The organism is Stenotrophomonas sp. 05L44_2 (genome assembly GCF_056665995.1).
On sequence record NZ_JBFTNR010000003.1, the window covers coordinates 1 to 17,410 of the forward strand.

Genomic DNA, 17,410 nt, shown 5'->3' on the forward strand with positions numbered 1-17,410 from the left:
GGTCATGCTGGTGCGCGGCTTCGCCGATGCACTGATGATGCGCGCACAGCTGGCGGCCGCCGGGCCGGGCAGCGATGGCTTCCTGCCACCGGAACACTACGACCAGATCTTCACCGCGCACGGCGTGATCATGATCTTCTTCGTGGCCACCCCGTTTGTGGTCGGCCTGATGAACATCATCGTGCCGCTGCAGATCGGCGCGCGCGACATGGCGTTCCCGTTCCTCAACGCCTTCAGCTTCTGGATCTTCGTGGTCGGCGCTGCGCTGATGATGATCTCGCTGGGTGTTGGCGAATTCGCGATGACCGGCTGGGTCGCCTATCCGCCGCTGTCGGGCATCGAGTTCAGTCCCGGGGTCGGTGTCGATTACTACATCTGGGCGTTGCAGGCCTCCGGCATCGGTACCCTGCTGACCGGCGTCAACCTGTTCATCACCATCCTGCGCATGCGTGCGCCGGGCATGACGCTGATGAAGATGCCGGTGTTCACCTGGACCGTGCTGGTCACCAGCGTGATCATCATCGCCGCCTTCCCGATCCTGACCGTAGCCCTGGGTGCGCTCACCCTGGACCGCTACCTGGACTTCAACTTCTACACCAACACGTTGGGTGGCAACCCGATGATGTACGTGAACCTGGTGTGGGCCTGGGGCCACCCGGAGGTSTACATCCTGGTGCTGCCGGCGTTCGGCATCTTCTCTGAAGTGACCGCCACCTTCTCGCGCAAGAAGCTGTTCGGCTACAAGTCGATGGTCGGCGCCACCCTGGCGATCGGCATCCTGTCSTTCMTCGTCTGGCTGCACCACTTCTTCACSATGGGCYCCGGTGCCAGCGTCAATGCCTTCTTCGGCATCATGACGATGATCATCGCCATCCCCACCGGCGTGAAAATCTTCACCTGGCTGTTCACCATGTACGGCGGCCGCGTGGAGTTCAGCGTGCCGATGCTGTGGACCATCGCCTTCCTGGTCACCTTCACCATCGGTGGCATGACCGGYGTGCTGCTGGCCATCCCGGGCGCGGACTTCCTRCTGCACAACAGCCTGTTCCTGRTCGCGCACTTCCACAACACCATCATCGGCGGTGCGCTGTTCGGCTACCTGGCCGGCTTCGTCTACTGGTTCCCGAAGGTGTTCGGCTTCACCCTCAACGAGCGCCTGGGCAAGTGGTCCTTCGCCTGCTGGGTGATCGGCTTCTACSTGGCCTTCATGCCGCTGTACRTGCTGGGCTTCATGGGCATGACCCGGCGCATGAACCAGTACGACAACCCGGCATGGACGCCGTACCTGATCGCCGCCTTCATCGGTGCGCTGTTCGTGTTCGCGGGCATCATCCTGATGCTGGTGCAGATCTACGTCAGCGTGCGCGACCGCAAGCGCAACCTCGACCTCACCGGCGACCCGTGGAATGCMCGCACGCTGGAATGGGCCACGCCGTCGCCGCCGCCGTTCTACAACTTCGCCGTGGTGCCCAAGACCGATGAGCTGGACGCCTTCCACGAAGCGAAGAAACGCGGCCTGCCGCCGCCGCCGAAGAAGTACGCACCGATCCACATGCCGAAGAACACCGGTGTGCCGCTGATCCTCAACGTCTGGATCCTGGTGCTGTGCTTCGCCCTGGTGTGGCACATCTGGTGGATGGCCGGTGCCAGCTTCATCGCGATGATCGCCACCCTGATCGCGCGCTCCTACAACGAGGACGTGGATTACTACGTCAGCTCCGAAGAGGTGGCGCGTACCGAAGCGGCCAACCACGCCAAGCTGCAGGAGGCAGGCGCATGAACCTGTTGACCCGTCCGCAACTGGACAGCGATGTGCTGGTCCACGACGACCATCACGAGCACGATCACGCCCACGACCAGGGCGGCATGAAGGTGTTCGGCATGTGGGTATACCTCATGTCCGACCTGGTGCTGTTCGGCTCGCTGTTCGCCTCGTACGCGGTGCTCAGCACCGCCTACGCCGGCGGCCCGACCGGCAAGGAACTGTTCTCGCTGCCGTTCGTGATGGCCGAGACCTTCATCCTGCTGGTGTCCAGCATCACCTATGGCCAGGCCGTGCTGGCCATGCACCGCCTGGACAAGGCGGCGGTGCTGCGCTGGCTGGGCGTGACCTTCGTGCTCGGTGCCTCGTTCATCGGCATGGAGCTGTACGAGTTCTCGCACCTCCTCCATGAAGGTGCCGGTCCCAGCACCAGTGCCTACCTGTCGGCGTTCTTCGCCCTGGTTGCCACCCACGGCCTGCACGTGGCCAGCGGCCTGATCTGGATGGCGGTGGTGATGCACCAGGTGTATCGCCGCGGCCTCACCCCGACCAACATCACCCGCGTGTCCTGCCTGAGCCTGTTCYGGCACTTCCYGGAYCTGGTSTGGATCTGCGTCTTCACCTTYGTCTACCTGATCGGAGCCTTCTGACATGGCCCACGTCGAAACCTCGCGCGCCGGCAATGCGCACGGTTCCACCAAGTCCTACCTGATCGGCTTCGTGCTGTGCGCGTTGCTGACGGTGGTGCCGTTCGCGCTGGTGATGAACCCGGTGCTGTCGCGGCCGGTCACCCTGTTCCTGCTGGTCGGCTTCGCGGTCGCGCAGATCCTGGTGCAGCTGGTGTACTTCCTGCACATGGACCGCAAGTCCGAAGGTGGCTGGAACCTCGCCAGCTTCGTGTTCACCCTGGTGATCCTGTTCATCGTGGTCGCGTTGTCGATCTGGATCATCTGGAGCATGCACTACCACATGATGATCAACTGACCGTGGCCGGGGCGATCGGCAAGGAGTGCGCGATCGCCCTGGCACCTCAGCCCTCTCTTCCCCCAGGGCAGGCCTGACCGAGACCGCGCCCACCTCGTGTTGGTGGTACCCGTGATGCGTGTTGCTTCCGTTGTTCGTTCCCTGCGCCTGCCGCTGCTTGCCGCAGGCTTCGCACTCGGCCTGCTGGCCGGCTGCAGCGCGCAGTCGCGCATGGATTTCTATTCCAAGGACATCGCCTGCGAGGAACTGGGCCAGCACTGGACCATGCCTGACAGCGCCGGCACCCTGCGTGGCCCGAAGGACCTGCAGGGGCAGGTGACCTACCTGTTCTTCGGCTTCACCAGCTGCCCGGACGTGTGCCCGACCACCATGGTCGAACTGAGCCAGGTCAAGCACCTGATGGGCAAGGATGCAGACCAGCTTCAGGTGGTATTCGTCAGCGTCGATCCGGCGCGCGATACCCCCGAAGTCGCGCACACCTATGTGCACGCGTTCGACCCGAAGGCGATGGCACTGGTCGGTGACGAGGCACAGCTGTCGGCGATGGCCAGCGACTTCAAGGCGTTCTACGAGAAAGAGCCCGGACAGCTGCCGGACACCTACACGATGAGCCACATCGCCGGCGGCTACGTGTTCGACCGCCAAGGTCGCCTGCGCCTGTTCGCGCCCTACGGCATGCCGGTGGAGCAGCTGTTCTCGGACGTGCAGCGGTTGCTGCTGGAGCCGGAACATCCGGCCGCAGGCAGTGAAGCGTTGGCGGCGTGCAAGCTGCCGCACAGCGCGAGCGTCGCCGCACGCTGAACGACGCATCGCCCTGGTAGGTGTCGACCTTGGTCGACACGCGATGAATGAATCTGATGGGTGCCGACATCCTGATTCTGGCGGGTGCCGACATTGGGAATCTGGTGCATGCCGACCGTTGGTCGGCACGCCCTCCCGCTCGCCAATCCCCCGGCCAGCCAGGAGAGCCAACCGGCCGGGGGCACCACGCAACGCCCTAGATCACTTCTTCTCTTCCCACTGCACCACGTCCGGCTCGGCCGCGCGCACGCCCGCAGTCGACAGCAGCCGGGTGCTCGCATCCAGCGCCGCGTTCACCGACGGGTATTCCACGATGGCCAGACCGGCAGCCCTGGACACCTTCACCACGGTGCCGCCCGTGGCCTTTGCCGCGCGCTGTGCAGATGCCGCATCGGTAAAGAACACCTTCACCCGCGAGGTCGCCACCACTGGCGCACCATCGTTGGACACCGCAGCGGCGAACTTGCCGGCGCCGGCATCAGCGCCGGCTGCTGCCGCGCCATCCAGCGAACGCTTGCTGCGCGAACTGGTGGTGGCCGCTGCCTGCGGCGTGATCCGGAACTGGCCGCCCGCAGCCTGCTGCACCGTGGTCGACGGGGACAGCTGGAAACGCGTGCCGCCCACGTCGAACGAACGGCCGGTGGCCGAAGCTTTCAGTTCCTGTGCATCCACGGTGGACAGGCTCCGTGCCGGTGGGGTCTGCCCCGAGCTCTGTGCCCAGGCAGGGGAGGTCATCGCCGCGAAGGCGAGCGTGCTCAACAGAATGGTCGTTTTCATCATCAGTGCCCCAGAACGCGGATCTTGAAGAATTCGAGGTTGCCGCGCGATGCAGCATTCGCGGCCTGCCCCATGTCGGTCACTTCCAGCGTCCAGGTGCCGGTGGCACTTTCATCCAGGAAGGCATTGCTGGACAGCAGATCCCAGTTGGTGAAGTTGCGCTGCACGCCATTGGTACCCGAACCGATGGCGGTGAAGGCCGGCTGCACCACGCTGCGCGTACCACTGGGCGAAACAAGCACGAACTGCAGCTGGCGGGTATTGCTGTGGTTCACCCGGAAGCCCAGCTGCACCGACTCGATGTTGCGTGCGCCATTGGCSASCTGGAAGGTCARSCGCGCSGCGGCGGCSGAGGTRTTGCCGATGGCCACCGTGCGCGTGGTGGTGCGCCAACCCGTATCCAGCAGCGGGCCCAGCGACTGGAAGTTCTCGGCGACCTGCACGGCGCGCGCCGCGTTGACCACACCGAAGCCGTACCAGTTGCTGTAAGCGCGGTTTGCTGCATTCACCGTCCAGCCCGGCACCAGCGTGCGGCCGTCGGCCAGCGTCACCGCCGGTTGGTTCGGATGGTTGCGGGTGGCCGTGGTGGCGAGGATGTATTTCACATCGCGGTAGGACAGGTTCGGGTTGGCCTCCAGCACCAGCGCCGCCACGCCCGACACCATCGGCGCCGACGCCGACGTACCGTTCATCTTCGCGGTGTAGTTGCAGGTGCTGTCGATSGCCGACAGGTYGCYGTCCARCGTGTTCYGSMGGYTSGYGTTCTTGTTGCTGCCCTGCGYGCAGCCGGTSACGTCGGTGGTGACGATGGCCGGATCGTACGCACGTGCCACCAGGTTCGGTGCGTACTGCGCCTGCAGGCCGTACTCGCCACCAAAGGCCGACACCCACAGTGCCGAACCGGTGGACGAGTACGACGAACGCACGCCATCGGCGCGCACCGCACCCACGGTGATCACGTTGAACAGGTTGTTGCGTGGATCGCGGCCAGCCGGCACACAGCCGGTGTTGCGGTTCTTGGTATCGGTGGTGCAGACGTCCTGGGTCTGGCTGATCGAGGCGTTGTTGAAGTTGTTGCCGGCTGACTTCACGTAGATGCCGCCGCGGCCACCGCGCGTGCCCGACAGTGCCTGCTCGTACGAACTCACCGTGTTCTGGCTGTAGGCCACTGGCAGGTTGGGGTTGCCCGGGCCAGCGCCCCAGCTGTTGTTGAACACCTGCACATCGGCCGACTCGGCGCCATCCCACCAGGCGTATTCGATGTTGCTCTGCTGGTTGCCCTGCGCATTGGAGGCCAGCACGTTGAAGCCCTTCAGCGTTGCCGCCGGGGCCACGCCACGCACGCCCAGGTTGTTGGCGCCCACCGCACCGGCGATGCCGCCCACCATCGTGCCGTGGTTGTCAGCATCGGGATTGGACGGCGTGGGATTGTTGGAGCCGTTGGCGAAGTTCTTGCCCGCTACCGCCGCCACGTTCGCGGCCAGGTCCGGGTGGGCGATCTGCAGGCCGTCATCGACGATGCCGATCACCACGCCCTGGCCACGGATGCCATTGCGGAACAGGCCATCGACGTTGAGATCGTTGCCGGCCACCGGCAGCGTATCGGCCGGCACCGTCTGCCCGGTATTGAGCAGATGCCACTGGATACCCGCCAGTGGGTCGGCCTGTTGCGCCTGGGCGGTAACGGCCAGGCTGCCGAGTACCAGGGCAGTGGCCAGGGCCAAGCGCGCAGAGCGCGGTGGCGCGGAGCGTTGCGTGTGTCGCTTCATACACGAATCCTTCTGTTGTGAATCGGCATGGCAGGACGGCGGGGCGGATCTGCCCCATCGCAACGAGCCAAACGCGACACAACGAACAACCCCCTACCTCTTCACGCAGTCGATGTGCGGATGTGCCAAATACGTCACAAACACTTATGCCGCCTTGTAATGACGACTGCGCCGCTCTGGTCGGTGCCCCGGTAGGTGCCAACCTTGGTTGGCACAATCCACCCGCACCGGAACCCCACCGCCATGCCACCATGCCCAGGCTCCCCGGAGGACACCGGATGAAACGCCCCAATGCCCGCGCCCGCGCCGATCTGGCCCCACTCACCGTGGCCACCATCCGCAAGGTGGTGCTGTCGATGTATCACCGTCGCCACGATTACTGGACCGACGCCGACATCGCCGAGCTGCTGCCGGAGCTCACCGCATTCAACATCACCACGGTGAAGCAGCTCCGCCTGCTGATGAAGCGGCACCGCCGCGCGCTGCTGCGGGAGGAAAGGACAAAGATGCCCCGGGCGCAGACGCTGGATCTGCTGGCAGGGGGCGGTTGGCATGGCATCGATGTGCACGCCAATACCAGCTGGTTCGCCATTGGCGGCCTGGTCCGCATCAGCATGGAACACGAATTCGGCTTCGAGACCATGCTGCCATTCCATGAGATACGGCACACCGAACCGACGTAGCGTGGCGCGTGCGCGACGGCCCAGGCAATGGCAGCAGGGCGTCATCGCACCCCCTCCCGCCCCCCTGTGCTACTACAGCCCGTGCACCCCTTCCCCGAACGGAGCACGACCATGGTCAACCCCGTCGCCCAGGCCCATCGCGGCCTCGGCACAACACTCTTCAGCCTGTTGAATCCGATACCGTTCGGCTTCTTCGTGGCCGGCCTCATTTTCGACATCCTCTACCTCAACACCGCTGAAGTGATGTGGGGCAAGTCGGCGGCGTGGCTGATCACCTTCGGCCTGCTGATCGCCATCCTGCCGCGGCTGATCAACCTGTTCGCGGTCTGGCGCCGCAACGGCACCGCCACCGGCACCGACCGCCTCGATTTCCTGCTCAACCTGGTCGCCATCGTGCTGGCCGTCTGGAACGCCTTCGTGCACAGCCGCGATGCCTATGCGGCGGCCGTGCCGGGCACCATCCTCTCCGCGCTGACGGTGGCACTGATCGCGCTTGGCTTCATCGTGCTTTCGCTGCAGCAGCCGGTGCTGCAAGGAGCCCGTCATGGCTAAGCGCATCCTGCCTGCCGTGGGCGTGCTTTCGCTGGCATTGGCGCTGGCCGCGTGTGCCGGAAAAGCCGAATACCACCCGGCCGACCAGTCCGGTGCACAGCCACCGCTGCCCGCGCCGCAGAACTACCTGATGCCGCCGATGCAGGTGCCCAAGGGCGTGGGCTGGGCCGAGGGACAGGCACCGTCGGTGGCCGACGGCCTGAAGATCGAACGCATCGCTGCCAACCTGCAGCACCCGCGGCGATTGTTGACCCTGCCCAACGGCGATGTGCTGGTGGTGGAGGGTAACGGCCCCGGTGAAGAGCCGGTCACCACGCCCAAGCAGTGGATCGCCGGCAAGGTGAAGGCGCGCTCGGGCAAGGCTGGCAAGGGCGGCAACCGGGTCACGTTGCTGCGGCGCGCGCCGGGCACCGGCACCTGGACCCAGCACGTGTACATCGAAAACCTGCACTCGCCGTTCGGCATCCAGCTGATCGGTGACACGCTGTATGTGGCCAACACCGGCAACATCATGAAATACCACTACGTGCCGGGCGAAACCCGCATGTCCGACAAGGGCAGCGAGTTCACCGACCTGCCCAGCACCATCAACCACCACTGGACCAAGGAACTGCTGGCCAGCCGCGATGGCAGCAAGCTGTACGTGGGCGTGGGCTCCAACAGCAACATCACCGAGAACGGCCTGGCGGTCGAGTACCGCCGCGCGGTGGTGCTGGAAGTGGACGTGGCCACCAGCGGCAGCCGCATCTACGCCTCGGGCCTGCGCAACCCCACCGGCCTGGACTGGGAGCCGAGCACCGGCAAGCTGTGGGCGGTGGTGAACGAACGCGACGAGATCGGCGCCGACCTGGTGCCCGATTACCTCACCTCGGTGCAGGAGCACGGCTTCTACGGCTGGCCCTACAGCTACTACGGCCAGCATGTGGACGAGCGCGTGCAGCCGCAGCGGCCGGACTTGGTGGCCAAGGCAATCCGCCCGGACTTCGCCATCGGCTCGCACGTGGCACCGCTGGGCCTGCTGTTCTACACCGGCCAGGCGTTGCCGGCGAAGTACCACGGCGGTGCCTTCATCGGCGAGCACGGCAGCTGGGACCGTTCGCCACTGAGCGGCTACGAAGTGGTGTACGTGCCGTTCAAGGACGGCAAGCCGGCCGGCCGCCCGGAAGCGGTGGTGAGCGGGTTCGCGTCCAAGGATGAGAAGACGCTGATGGGCGCGCCGGTGGGCATGGCCATCGATGCGGAGGGCGCGCTGCTGGTCGCCGATGATGTGGGCGACGTGGTGTGGCGGGTGTCGGCGAAGTAGCCGGTCGCCCGCGCATCACCCGTGCTGTAGGGCCGAGCCCATGCTCGGCTCTACAGCGCCGATGATCCGTTGCGGAAGCCACTGAACACCGATTCGGCCGCAAAGCCCACGCCACCCAGCAGCACACCGAAGTACACCACCGACGCCACCACGAAGCCATAGCCGGCCGCCACCGCTGCGCCATCGCGCTGGATGAAGCCGATCGCAAAGGACATCAGCGCCAGCGCCGGCAGCGTGTTGCTGAAGGGAATCGGCCCGGCCGGCAGCATCAGCAGGATCGTGGCGAACACCAGCGCCAGGTTGTTCAAGCGCATCATCTTCTTCGAGCGCACCATCGCTGCCAGCCGCATCGGCCGGGACAACCGCTCCATGCGGTGCACCCATTTCAGGGCACGGCCCAGGTTGGCTTTCAGCTTGTCGGTGGCGATCTGCTTGTCGGCCAATCGCTGCGGCACCCACAACGGACGGTCGCGCACGCGGCTCAGGCCGATCAGCAGGATGGACGCACCGAACACCGTGCTCAGCCCGGGAATCGATACTGGAATCAGGAAGATCGCCGACAGCAGGATCACCACCAGCATCAGGCCTTCGTCGCCCAGCGCATGCAGCAGCGTGCCGACGCGGATATGGTCGCCGGGCAGGCCGTCGATCAGGTCTTCAATCTGCTGGGCGAGAGGGGCGGTGTCAGTGGCGTCGGGCGCTTGGTAGGTCATGCGTCGAAAGAGTGTCCAGGGAAGGGCGGTCGATAGGGCCGTCCTGCGGTGGGGGACGCACAGGCCCCACGAGTATCCCCGGCCAGCGCCGCGCAGAGGTGAACGATGCATGAGGCCGGCGTTGCCAGGCCGCCTGGCCTAAAATGGGCGTCCCCCGCACTGGCTGAAGATGATGGACATGGGTCGCAGGCAATCGACCATCGAACTGGTCGCCATCGATATGGATGGCACCCTGCTGGACCCCGCCCACAAGCTCACCGCGCGCGTGAAGCAGGCCATCGCCCGGGCACGCGCGCTGGGCGTGCATATCGTGCTGACCAGCGGCCGCCCGGTTCCGGGGCTGGCGCCGTTCCTGCACGAACTTGGCATCGAGGGCGACGATGATTACTGCATCGCCTGTAATGGTGGCCTCGTGCAGCGCATCGGCCCGCGCGAGACGGTGGTCGAGTATCCGCTCAGCTTCGATGACTTCGTGTACTGCGAACACGTGGCCCGCGAGATTGGCGTGCACTTCCAGGCGCTCGATGCCACGCGCATGTACACGCCCAACCAGGACATCAGCATCTACACCGTGGCCGACTCGCATCTTTCGCGCATGCCACTGTCGTACCGCCGCGTGGCCGACATGGACCCGGGCATGTCCTTCATCAAGCTGATGATGATTGACGAGCCGGACGTGCTGGATGCTGCCATCGCGCGCTTGCCGGCCGCGCTGACCGAGCGCTTCGCGGTGCTGAAGAGCGCGCCGTTCTTCCTGGAAGTGTTCGACCACCGCGCCGGCAAGGGGCCCAGCCTGCAGAAGCTGGCCGAGCACCTGGGCATCGACCGCGCCAACGTGATGGCCATCGGCGACCAGGAGAACGACCTCACCATGCTGCAGTACGCCGGCACCAGCGTGGCGATGGGCAATGCCATCGATGCGGTAAAGGCCGTGGCGCGCTTCGAGACCGCCACCAACGCCGATGAAGGCGTGGCCAAGGCGATCGAGCGCTTCGTGCTGCAGTAAGAAGCCGGCAATACGAAGAAGGACGCCGCCACGCACGGTGGCGGCGTCCCACCAACGGTTTTACTGGCAGACGTACTCGTTGCCCGACTGGGCGCTCTCTACATCGAGCTCATGGTTCTGGATCTCGATCGTTTCCATGCGGGTCGAAACCACCACCGCACGGGCACCGACGTTGCAGCTGGCAGGCAGGCCGCCAGCGTAGACCTGCCCATTGATCGCATACGCCAGGCCGTAGCAGGCCGAGCCGAGCTTCTGCGAGTCGAAGTGGCAGGCATTGAGCTGGTTGTTGGCTGATGCGCTGGCGGCGTTGTAGTTGGTCGTCCAGCCGCTGAACGGATCGTTGGCGCAGGTGCCCGGGAAGTCCTGGATCGGCGTGCCGCCGGTCGTGCAGGTGTGTTCCCATGCGCTGGAGAAGGGGCTTTGCTTGAAGTACGCAGTGCGGCCGCTGTCGACCCATTGCGCGGCGGCGGCATTTTCGGCGAAGGCGGACAGGCCGAGCAGGCAAAGTGCAGTTGCGGCGAGCGGTTTCAATCCATTCAACATGACGTTCGTCCTTTGAAGTGTCGAGTTAACGCGTCGGAGCCTTGCATGGCAGCGCGTGCGGAAGGCATCGCAGATATCCGCGCGGCCGCCGCCGACATGATCATTCAGCGTCCAGGGCGGCGCAAGTCGAGCCAGGCACGAATAGTCGAAAGGCTGACCGAGCGCACAGACATCACGCTGCAACGTGCAGGTGATAGCGCGGCATCGAAAGCGATACCTGCGTATAACCGCGCTTTCCCACGGTGCAATGGCGGATGTGGCGGTCCGATGCAACACTTCCGCACGTCGAAATCACGCCATCGAATCGTTCGGCAGCTGATCGTCTTCGTCTGCCGCTGACCGGCGCGCGCGCAGCGCCGTTCCCGCCTTCAACGCAATCGCGTCACCAGCCACTGCATCGCCATCCGGCGCTGCATCGCGCTGGGCGTGCGCCTGCGTCCTCTTCTCCCTGCAACTTGGATCTGGCCATGAACACTCCACCTACGCTTCTTGCCCTGGCAATCGGCACCGCCCTCGTTGCACCGCTGCACGCTGCCGAATCCACCGACGCCGCGCACGACACCCCCGCCACCTTGAACGCGCTGCAGGTCATCGCCACCCCACGCGGTGCTGCTGTCGCGCCCACCCAGGTGGTCGGCCCGAACCGCTACGTCATCAACGCCACCGACCTGGATGCGATGGTGTCCGGCAACAACGGCCTGTCGATGCTGAAGAACGTGCCGGGTGCCAGCTACACCGCCACCGACGGGCTGGGGCTGGATATTTCCGCCACCAGCCTGTTCGTGCGCGGTTTCCGCATGAATGAAATGGGCATCACCTTCGAAGGCGTGCCGCTGAACGACAACGGCTTCCTCTCGCTTACCGGCACCAGCGTGGTCAACGTCGGTGTGCCCGATGGCATCGGTTCGATCACGGTCAGCCCGGGCGGTGCACCGGTCAGTGTGTTCTCCAGCAGCGTCAATGGCGGCAGCCTCGAGTACCGCCTGCGCGACCTGCAGGACAACCCCAGCCTGCGCATCAAGCAGGGCGTGGGCAGCAACAACACGCGGGTCACCACGGTCTCGGGCCAGAGCGGCCAGCTGGGCGAACACGGCCCGAAGCTGCTGGTCGACCTGCAGCGCGTGTCGGCCGACAAGTACCAGGGCGCCGGCACCCAGAAGTTCCTGCGCGGTGACCTGAAGGCGCAGCAGGATGTGGCGTGGGGTGACTTCACCGTGTTCCTGTCCGACAGCAAGGCCGCGGTGTGGGGCTACAACAACATTTCCTTCGACATGATCCGCAAGCTGGGCTGGAAGGCCGACAGCTTCTATCCGGACTATGCATGGGCGTACTACGTGGCCTCGCCGGAGAACGCCGACACGTCCTGCGGCGCCTACACCTGCGGCGAGCTGTCCGAGCTGATTCCCTACGACACCGGCCAGGTGACCCGCGACCGCGTCGCGTCGATCAACCATCGCTTCCAGATCACGCCCGCGCTCAGCGGCAACGTGCAGCTGTACAACGCCAACAGCCACACCCAGGCCACCTTGACCGACCCGACCGTGCCCTCGCCCAACGGCGCGCCTTTCTCCGAACAGGTACAGACGCCGCACCTCAATCGCCTCGGTGGCATGTTCAACCTGCAGTTCGAGACCGGTGCGCACACCCTCACCACCGGTTTCTGGCAGGAGAAGAGCAAGGCGGCCGCAAAGACCGAGTGGTACCAGCAGCCGCTGCTGGGGCAGGGCAAACCACTCAAGGCGACCGGGTCGTTCGATGTGTACGGGCCGGCGTTCCAGACCGACAACGCATCCAGCTGGGTGACCCGCTCGAGGCAGTTCTACCTGCATGACAATTACGCCGTCACCGACACGCTGGTGCTGGGGCTGGGCTTCAAGGCCGTGGACTTCACTACCACCGGTGGTGGCATCGGCGACGCAGCGGAGCGGCCGGTGTCCGGCACGCTTCGCGCCAAGAGCAACTTCCTGCCGCACGTGTCGCTGTACTGGAGCCCGACCGAGCGGACCGACGCCTTCATCGACCTGGTCAACACCATGAACGGCTATCGCGTGGCCCAGCGCGGCAACATCGGCTACACCGCGTCGGCCTGGACCATCAGTGACCAGAAAGAGTTCGACCGCGTGGCCGGCACCCTGCGCCCAGAGAAGAACTGGAACCTGACCGTGGGCGCCAGCCACCGCTTCGACCGCCTGACCGTGACCGGTGATGTGTTCTACAACGACATCCGCAACCGCCTGCTGTCGGCGGCCATCGGCACACAATTCGCGCAGATCAACACGGTGCGCTTGATGCCGAAGATGCACGTGATCGGCGCCGACCTCGGCATCACCGCCGACCTGACCGACCACCTGCAGTTCTACCAGGGCATCGCGCTGGCGCGCTCGTACTACGACAGCGATTTTGTGGTGGGCGATACCGTGTACCCGATCAAGGGCAACGCGCAGCCGGGCTACCCGCAGCTGTCGCTGGTCAGCGATCTGTCCGCGCACTTCGGCGACTGGCGTTTCGGTGCCACCAGCACCTCATACCTGCGCCAGCCCTTCACCTATGAAAACGACATCCGCGTGCCGACGTTCTGGCAGGTCAACGCGTACACGGCCTACACCCTGGGCCCGGACAGCCTGCTGCCGGGGCTGGAGCTGCGGCTGGACGTAAGCAACCTGTTCAACCGCAACAACATCGGCACCGCCACCATCGCCGGCTCGTCGTTCTCGGGCGACTACCAGACCCTGCAGCGCAGCGCCCCCCGGCAGGTGATGTTCAGCACCTCGATAACCTTCTAAGTAGATCCACGCCATGCGTGGATGCACTTCGCGGCAGGCTGGGTAGCGCCGGGCAATGCCCGGCGAAATCCCTCCGGCGCCGACGCGCCTTGCCAACCAAGGTTGGCATCTACCCATGCGGGCCCCCTCGCCGCACGCAATCCGGTAGCGCCGGGCCATGCCCGGCGRAATCCCTCCGGCGCCGACGCGCCTTGCCAACCAAGGTTGGCATCTACCCAAGCGGGGCCCTTCGCCGCACGCAATCCGGTAGCGCCGGGCCATGCCCGGCGGAATCGCTCCACCCAAGCGGGCCATCCGCCGCACTTTGCACAATCAGCACTGATATTCCGGCACCAACGCAAGGTTCCCACAATGTTGCTGGGTCATCCTGTACGCATGGCACAGCACAACCCCCGTTTCCCTCCGGTTCGCAGGCGCGCCCATGGACGTGCGCGTCCGGTGCCGTTCGCAGCACCGGCGGTCGACCTGGAGGCCGAATACCAGTTCTGGCAGGTCTATGACCGCGTGGTCCGTCCCCTGCCCGGGGGCGGGTTCCGCCTGGCCTGGCTGGTGCTGCAGGCCGTGTACCGGGCGCGGGCGCGCTATCCTGCCGACACCCACAAGGCGGCGCTGTCGCGGGTACTGTTCGGTACCAACATGACCGACGCGCGCGCGGCCGAACTGGAAGAACTCTACGGGCTGGTCAGCCGCAGGCTGGCGGCGGTGGCCGTGCGCACGCTGGCACCCGGCAGCACCGCCTAGCCCGCCTTGCAGGGCATGCAGATCCGTCCCACCCCGCCGGCACCGGCGCGCAGGTCAGGGTCGAAGAACTCTTCCTGGCTGCGGATCTGCCCACAGCGGCTGCAGACTTTCTTCTCTTTCGATTCCAGCCCCTGCACCTGCTCGATCACCTGATCGACCGCTGCCGAGCGGATCTCCGTGCCGGCCACTTCAATCAGGCGATAGAGCCGGTCGGACAGCGTCTGCACCGGGTCGCTGCCGAGGTTGAACCGGTTGATGCGCAGGAAGCGGTAGCCGTAGCTTTCCAGGGTCAGCTGGCGCTCGACATCAGCCTCCACCAGATAGCGCTCGTGGTTGCCCACATGCACCGGCTTGTCGCGGCGGAAATGGAATTCGAAGCCGTCGTACTCGATCACGATCTGCAGCGCGCCGCGCACGGTCTGCACGGTCACCAGGAAGTCCACCCGCCACGCCGGGTGCTGATAGGTCGGGTCAAGCTGGCGCAGGTAGTCGCCCACCGGGAACTGCGGAATGATCTCGACCGCATCGCCATGGGCAAGCACGAACGGCGTCTGCTGCAGCCACTGCAGCACCTTCGATTCCATCGGGCTGCGCGCATCGGTCTGCGCGGCGTCGGGCGCGGGACGGTCCAGCTGGCTGGCGTAGTAACGCAGCGCATGGCCAATCGCGCCGCGGAACGCATCCACCGGCATCGAATGGACGAACCAGATCGCCTCCTGCGCACGGGAGAAGCCGACATTCAGGCGCTGCACTTTCAGCTTGTCTTCCACCGCATCCACCGCGCCGCTCAGGCTGACCGGGAAGATGTAGTTCAGCGCATCCTGGCCGGCAGTCGCCACCATCGAATAGAAGATCAGCCCGCGTTCCTCACCCTGGCAGGAGTCGACCGTCATCACCTTCAGGCGAAGCCGCTCTTCGAACTCGCGGCCGCGCGGATGGTTGAACAGCGTCTTGGACAACAGCGTCTGCTGCTCGCGGAACGGGGTGATGATGCCCACCGTGGGCGGCGCATCCGTATCCAGCAGTTCCACCAGGCGCTCGGCGATGAACGCCGCTTCGGCGTCGTTGGTGCTGCGGCTGGTGCGGTGCCCACTGGCATCGACCTGGCTGAAGCGGATCACTTCCTGCAGCGGCCGGCTGCGGATCTTCAGCGCCTGCAGCTGGTGGTTGTAGAAGGTGGAGGACGAGAACCCGATCAGTTCCGCATAGCTGCGGAAATGCTTGCGCAGCATCACCGAGTACGAGGCCGAGAGCGAGCAGAACTCCAGCACCGAGCGCTTCACATCGAACATGGCCAACCGTTCCAGCACGTCGGCCTGCTGGCTGACGTTGGTGCGGAAATAGTTGACCAGGTCCGAGCGGTACTTGTCGTTCAGCGCGATGCTGGCGTTGGCAGCCTTGACGTTGGAGAACTGCTTGGAATCGCCCAGTACCACCACCTTGCGCGCGCGCAGCAGCGCCGGCAGCGCCTGCGCCACCGAGACCTGCGAGCCTTCGTCGATCACCAGCACGTCGAACAGGTCCGGCGCCAGCGGCATGTATTCGCCGAACTCGCGGATGCTGGCGATCATCACCGGGAACGACTCGCGCACGCTCTCGAACTTGTCCACCGGGAATTTCTGCCGGTTGGCGATCACGCCCGCCAATGCCCGCGCATCGGCGCGGTGATGATCCATGAAGCTGATCAGGCGCCCATCCACATGGGCATTCATCACCGAGGTGTTCAGGCGCTCCAGCTTGGTCTTGGTGCCCACATAGTCGTACTGCGGCGCGTCGACGAAGGCCTTGCGTGTGGCCATCCAGCCCTGCAGGAAGCGCAGGGTCAGTGCCCACAGTGCGGGATCGTCCTTCGGCTCGGCCAGCAGGGCCTCGACGATGGCCGGATTGAGCCTCGCCAGCAGGGTCATCGCCTGCCGTGCAACCGCCGCACCCGGGCCCGGCGCGGCGCCGTGGGCGATCTGCCGATAGCTGGCCGGCAGCTGCGTGCCCAGGCCTTCGGCCTCCAGCTTCATGCGCAGCGCGTTTGCGCCCTGCACGATGTCCTGCAGGGCGGCTGCATCCTGCTTGAGCAGCAGCGGGCGGGCGGTGCCGAGCTGGTTGAGCTGAAGCTCCAGCCCGCGCACCGCATTGCCACGCAGCAGATAGCCCAGCAGCGGCATCTTCAGCTGCTGGTACTGCAGCAACAGCGTGCCCAGCAGCCGTATCTGCTCGGCATCCAACGACTCGAACAGCGCCCAGCCGTCAACCGGTCGGTCGGCAAGAAAGGCGGTGGTCACCGCATCGCGGCGGATACGTTCGTCCAGCGACGCCGGCGTGTAGTCGGTGCTGCCGAACAGGTCGGCAAGATAGGCTTCCAATGCATCCGCCTGCGCGGTCACCGCTTCCAGCTCGGACAGCACGTTGGCATCCATCACCGCGTGTACCTGCTGCAGCACCGCGGGGGCGCGCTCGCCCAGCGCCGCTTCCTGCTCGTGCATGGTCTTCACTGCAGCAAGCGATACACGCCCCAGCGTCTGCACGGTGTTGGAGATGGCCTGCCGCAGTGTCTGCGCCGTGTCCTGGCGCTCGCTTTCTAGTGCGGGCTGGTTGGCCTTCATGGCCTTGGCGAAGGCCGAGATCTGGCTGATCGTGCCGGTGGAGGTCAGGCGCTTGAAGTTGGCCGCCTGCTGGCCCAGCCGCAGGATCGGGTTGGGGAAATCGCGATCATGGCGAACCCGGCTCATCGCATCGGACAGCTTGTCGTACACCACGTCCAGCGCTTCGGTCTTGTCCGACAGCACCAGGCAGCTCTTCTTGTTGAAGGCGCAGTCGGCGGCGATGGCGGTGATGGTGTGCGACTTGCCGGTGCCAGGCGGGCCTTCGACCACCACGATGCGGCCCTGTGGCTCGCGCACGGCCAGCAGGATCTTGCGCTGCTCCTCGTTCAACGGAATGGGCGAATCGAACACCATGCGCTCCACCAGCGGCAGCGCATCCCAGGCCGATTCCACCCC

15 protein-coding genes and 1 pseudogene are annotated in these 17,410 nt (G+C 65.4%); 11 read left to right on the plus strand and 5 right to left on the minus strand.

Going from position 1 to position 17,410, the window contains the following annotated elements; genetic code table 11:
* The 4 genes from AC1VAN_RS00140 to AC1VAN_RS00155 form a co-directional block, all read left to right on the plus strand.
* Positions 1-1,780, plus strand: a 1,780-nt coding sequence (locus tag AC1VAN_RS00140) for a cbb3-type cytochrome c oxidase subunit I (protein WP_480985048.1), incomplete at its 5' end; no start/stop codon positions are given.
* Positions 1,777-2,412, plus strand: a complete 636-nt coding sequence (gene cyoC, locus AC1VAN_RS00145) for a cytochrome o ubiquinol oxidase subunit III (RefSeq protein ID WP_480985049.1) — start codon at positions 1,777-1,779, stop codon at positions 2,410-2,412. The genes AC1VAN_RS00140 and cyoC, both read left to right, overlap by 4 nt.
* A 1-nt stretch (position 2,413) precedes the next feature.
* The gene (cyoD, locus tag AC1VAN_RS00150; protein WP_025877422.1) at positions 2,414-2,746 is read left to right on the plus strand and encodes a cytochrome o ubiquinol oxidase subunit IV; all 333 of its coding nucleotides are present in this window, start codon (positions 2,414-2,416) and stop codon (positions 2,744-2,746) included.
* Between the two features lie 114 nt (positions 2,747-2,860).
* A complete protein-coding gene (locus AC1VAN_RS00155; protein WP_309908322.1) occupies positions 2,861-3,547 on the plus strand; it encodes an SCO family protein in 687 nt (228 codons plus the stop codon).
* Positions 3,548-3,748: 201 nt separating this feature from the next.
* Here the strand turns inward: AC1VAN_RS00155 and AC1VAN_RS00160 are convergent, their stop codons facing one another.
* Both AC1VAN_RS00160 and AC1VAN_RS00165 read right to left on the minus strand, forming a co-directional pair.
* Positions 3,749-4,327, minus strand: a complete 579-nt coding sequence (locus tag AC1VAN_RS00160; protein ID WP_032976910.1) for a S8 family serine peptidase — start codon at positions 4,325-4,327, stop codon at positions 3,749-3,751.
* Positions 4,327-6,093, minus strand: a pseudogene (locus AC1VAN_RS00165) (S8 family serine peptidase). The gene AC1VAN_RS00160 and the pseudogene AC1VAN_RS00165 overlap by 1 nt, the downstream one beginning before the upstream one ends.
* Positions 6,094-6,371: 278 nt before the next feature.
* Here AC1VAN_RS00165 and AC1VAN_RS00170 point away from each other — a divergent pair.
* From AC1VAN_RS00170 to AC1VAN_RS00180, 3 genes are all read left to right on the plus strand, one after another.
* The gene (locus tag AC1VAN_RS00170; RefSeq protein ID WP_442251445.1) at positions 6,372-6,776 is read left to right on the plus strand and encodes a hypothetical protein; all 405 of its coding nucleotides are present in this window, start codon (positions 6,372-6,374) and stop codon (positions 6,774-6,776) included.
* Between the two features lie 111 nt (positions 6,777-6,887).
* Complete coding sequence (locus tag AC1VAN_RS00175) at positions 6,888-7,328, plus strand: DUF2231 domain-containing protein (RefSeq protein WP_025877408.1); 441 nt, start codon at positions 6,888-6,890, stop codon at positions 7,326-7,328.
* Complete coding sequence (locus AC1VAN_RS00180; protein WP_032976914.1) at positions 7,321-8,631, plus strand: PQQ-dependent sugar dehydrogenase; 1,311 nt, start codon at positions 7,321-7,323, stop codon at positions 8,629-8,631. Before AC1VAN_RS00175 ends, AC1VAN_RS00180 begins: the two co-directional genes overlap by 8 nt.
* 50 nt (positions 8,632-8,681) lie before the next feature.
* Here AC1VAN_RS00180 and AC1VAN_RS00185 read toward each other — a convergent pair whose 3' ends face one another.
* The gene (locus AC1VAN_RS00185) at positions 8,682-9,344 is read right to left on the minus strand and encodes an exopolysaccharide biosynthesis protein (RefSeq protein WP_223486896.1); all 663 of its coding nucleotides are present in this window, start codon (positions 9,342-9,344) and stop codon (positions 8,682-8,684) included.
* 172 nt (positions 9,345-9,516) lie between these two features.
* On the opposite strand from AC1VAN_RS00185, the gene yidA reads away from it, so the two are divergent.
* Positions 9,517-10,350, plus strand: coding sequence for a sugar-phosphatase (yidA, locus tag AC1VAN_RS00190; protein ID WP_442251444.1), 834 nt, complete (start codon positions 9,517-9,519; stop codon positions 10,348-10,350).
* Positions 10,351-10,410: 60 nt separating this feature from the next.
* Here the strand turns inward: yidA and AC1VAN_RS00195 are convergent, their stop codons facing one another.
* Positions 10,411-10,893, minus strand: a complete 483-nt coding sequence (locus tag AC1VAN_RS00195; RefSeq protein WP_442251443.1) for a hypothetical protein — start codon at positions 10,891-10,893, stop codon at positions 10,411-10,413.
* A gap of 45 nt (positions 10,894-10,938) precedes the next feature.
* Here AC1VAN_RS00195 and AC1VAN_RS00200 point away from each other — a divergent pair, with 45 nt between their 5' ends.
* The 3 genes from AC1VAN_RS00200 to AC1VAN_RS00210 all read left to right on the plus strand — a co-directional run bounded on the left by AC1VAN_RS00200 (position 10,939) and on the right by AC1VAN_RS00210 (position 14,417).
* On the plus strand, positions 10,939-11,232 hold the full coding sequence (locus AC1VAN_RS00200; protein WP_442251442.1) for a hypothetical protein: 294 nt from the start codon (positions 10,939-10,941) through the stop codon (positions 11,230-11,232).
* Between the two features lie 128 nt (positions 11,233-11,360).
* Positions 11,361-13,676: a TonB-dependent receptor gene (locus AC1VAN_RS00205; RefSeq protein ID WP_442251441.1), complete on the plus strand. Its 2,316-nt coding sequence runs from the start codon at positions 11,361-11,363 to the stop codon at positions 13,674-13,676.
* 438 nt (positions 13,677-14,114) lie between these two features.
* Complete coding sequence (locus AC1VAN_RS00210) at positions 14,115-14,417, plus strand: hypothetical protein (protein WP_234003398.1); 303 nt, start codon at positions 14,115-14,117, stop codon at positions 14,415-14,417.
* Here AC1VAN_RS00210 and AC1VAN_RS00215 read toward each other — a convergent pair.
* Positions 14,414-17,410 (minus strand): AAA domain-containing protein (locus AC1VAN_RS00215; protein ID WP_480985050.1); only part of this gene is annotated, 2,997 nt, incomplete at its 5' end. The two genes, AC1VAN_RS00210 and AC1VAN_RS00215, sit on opposite strands and share 4 nt — an antisense overlap.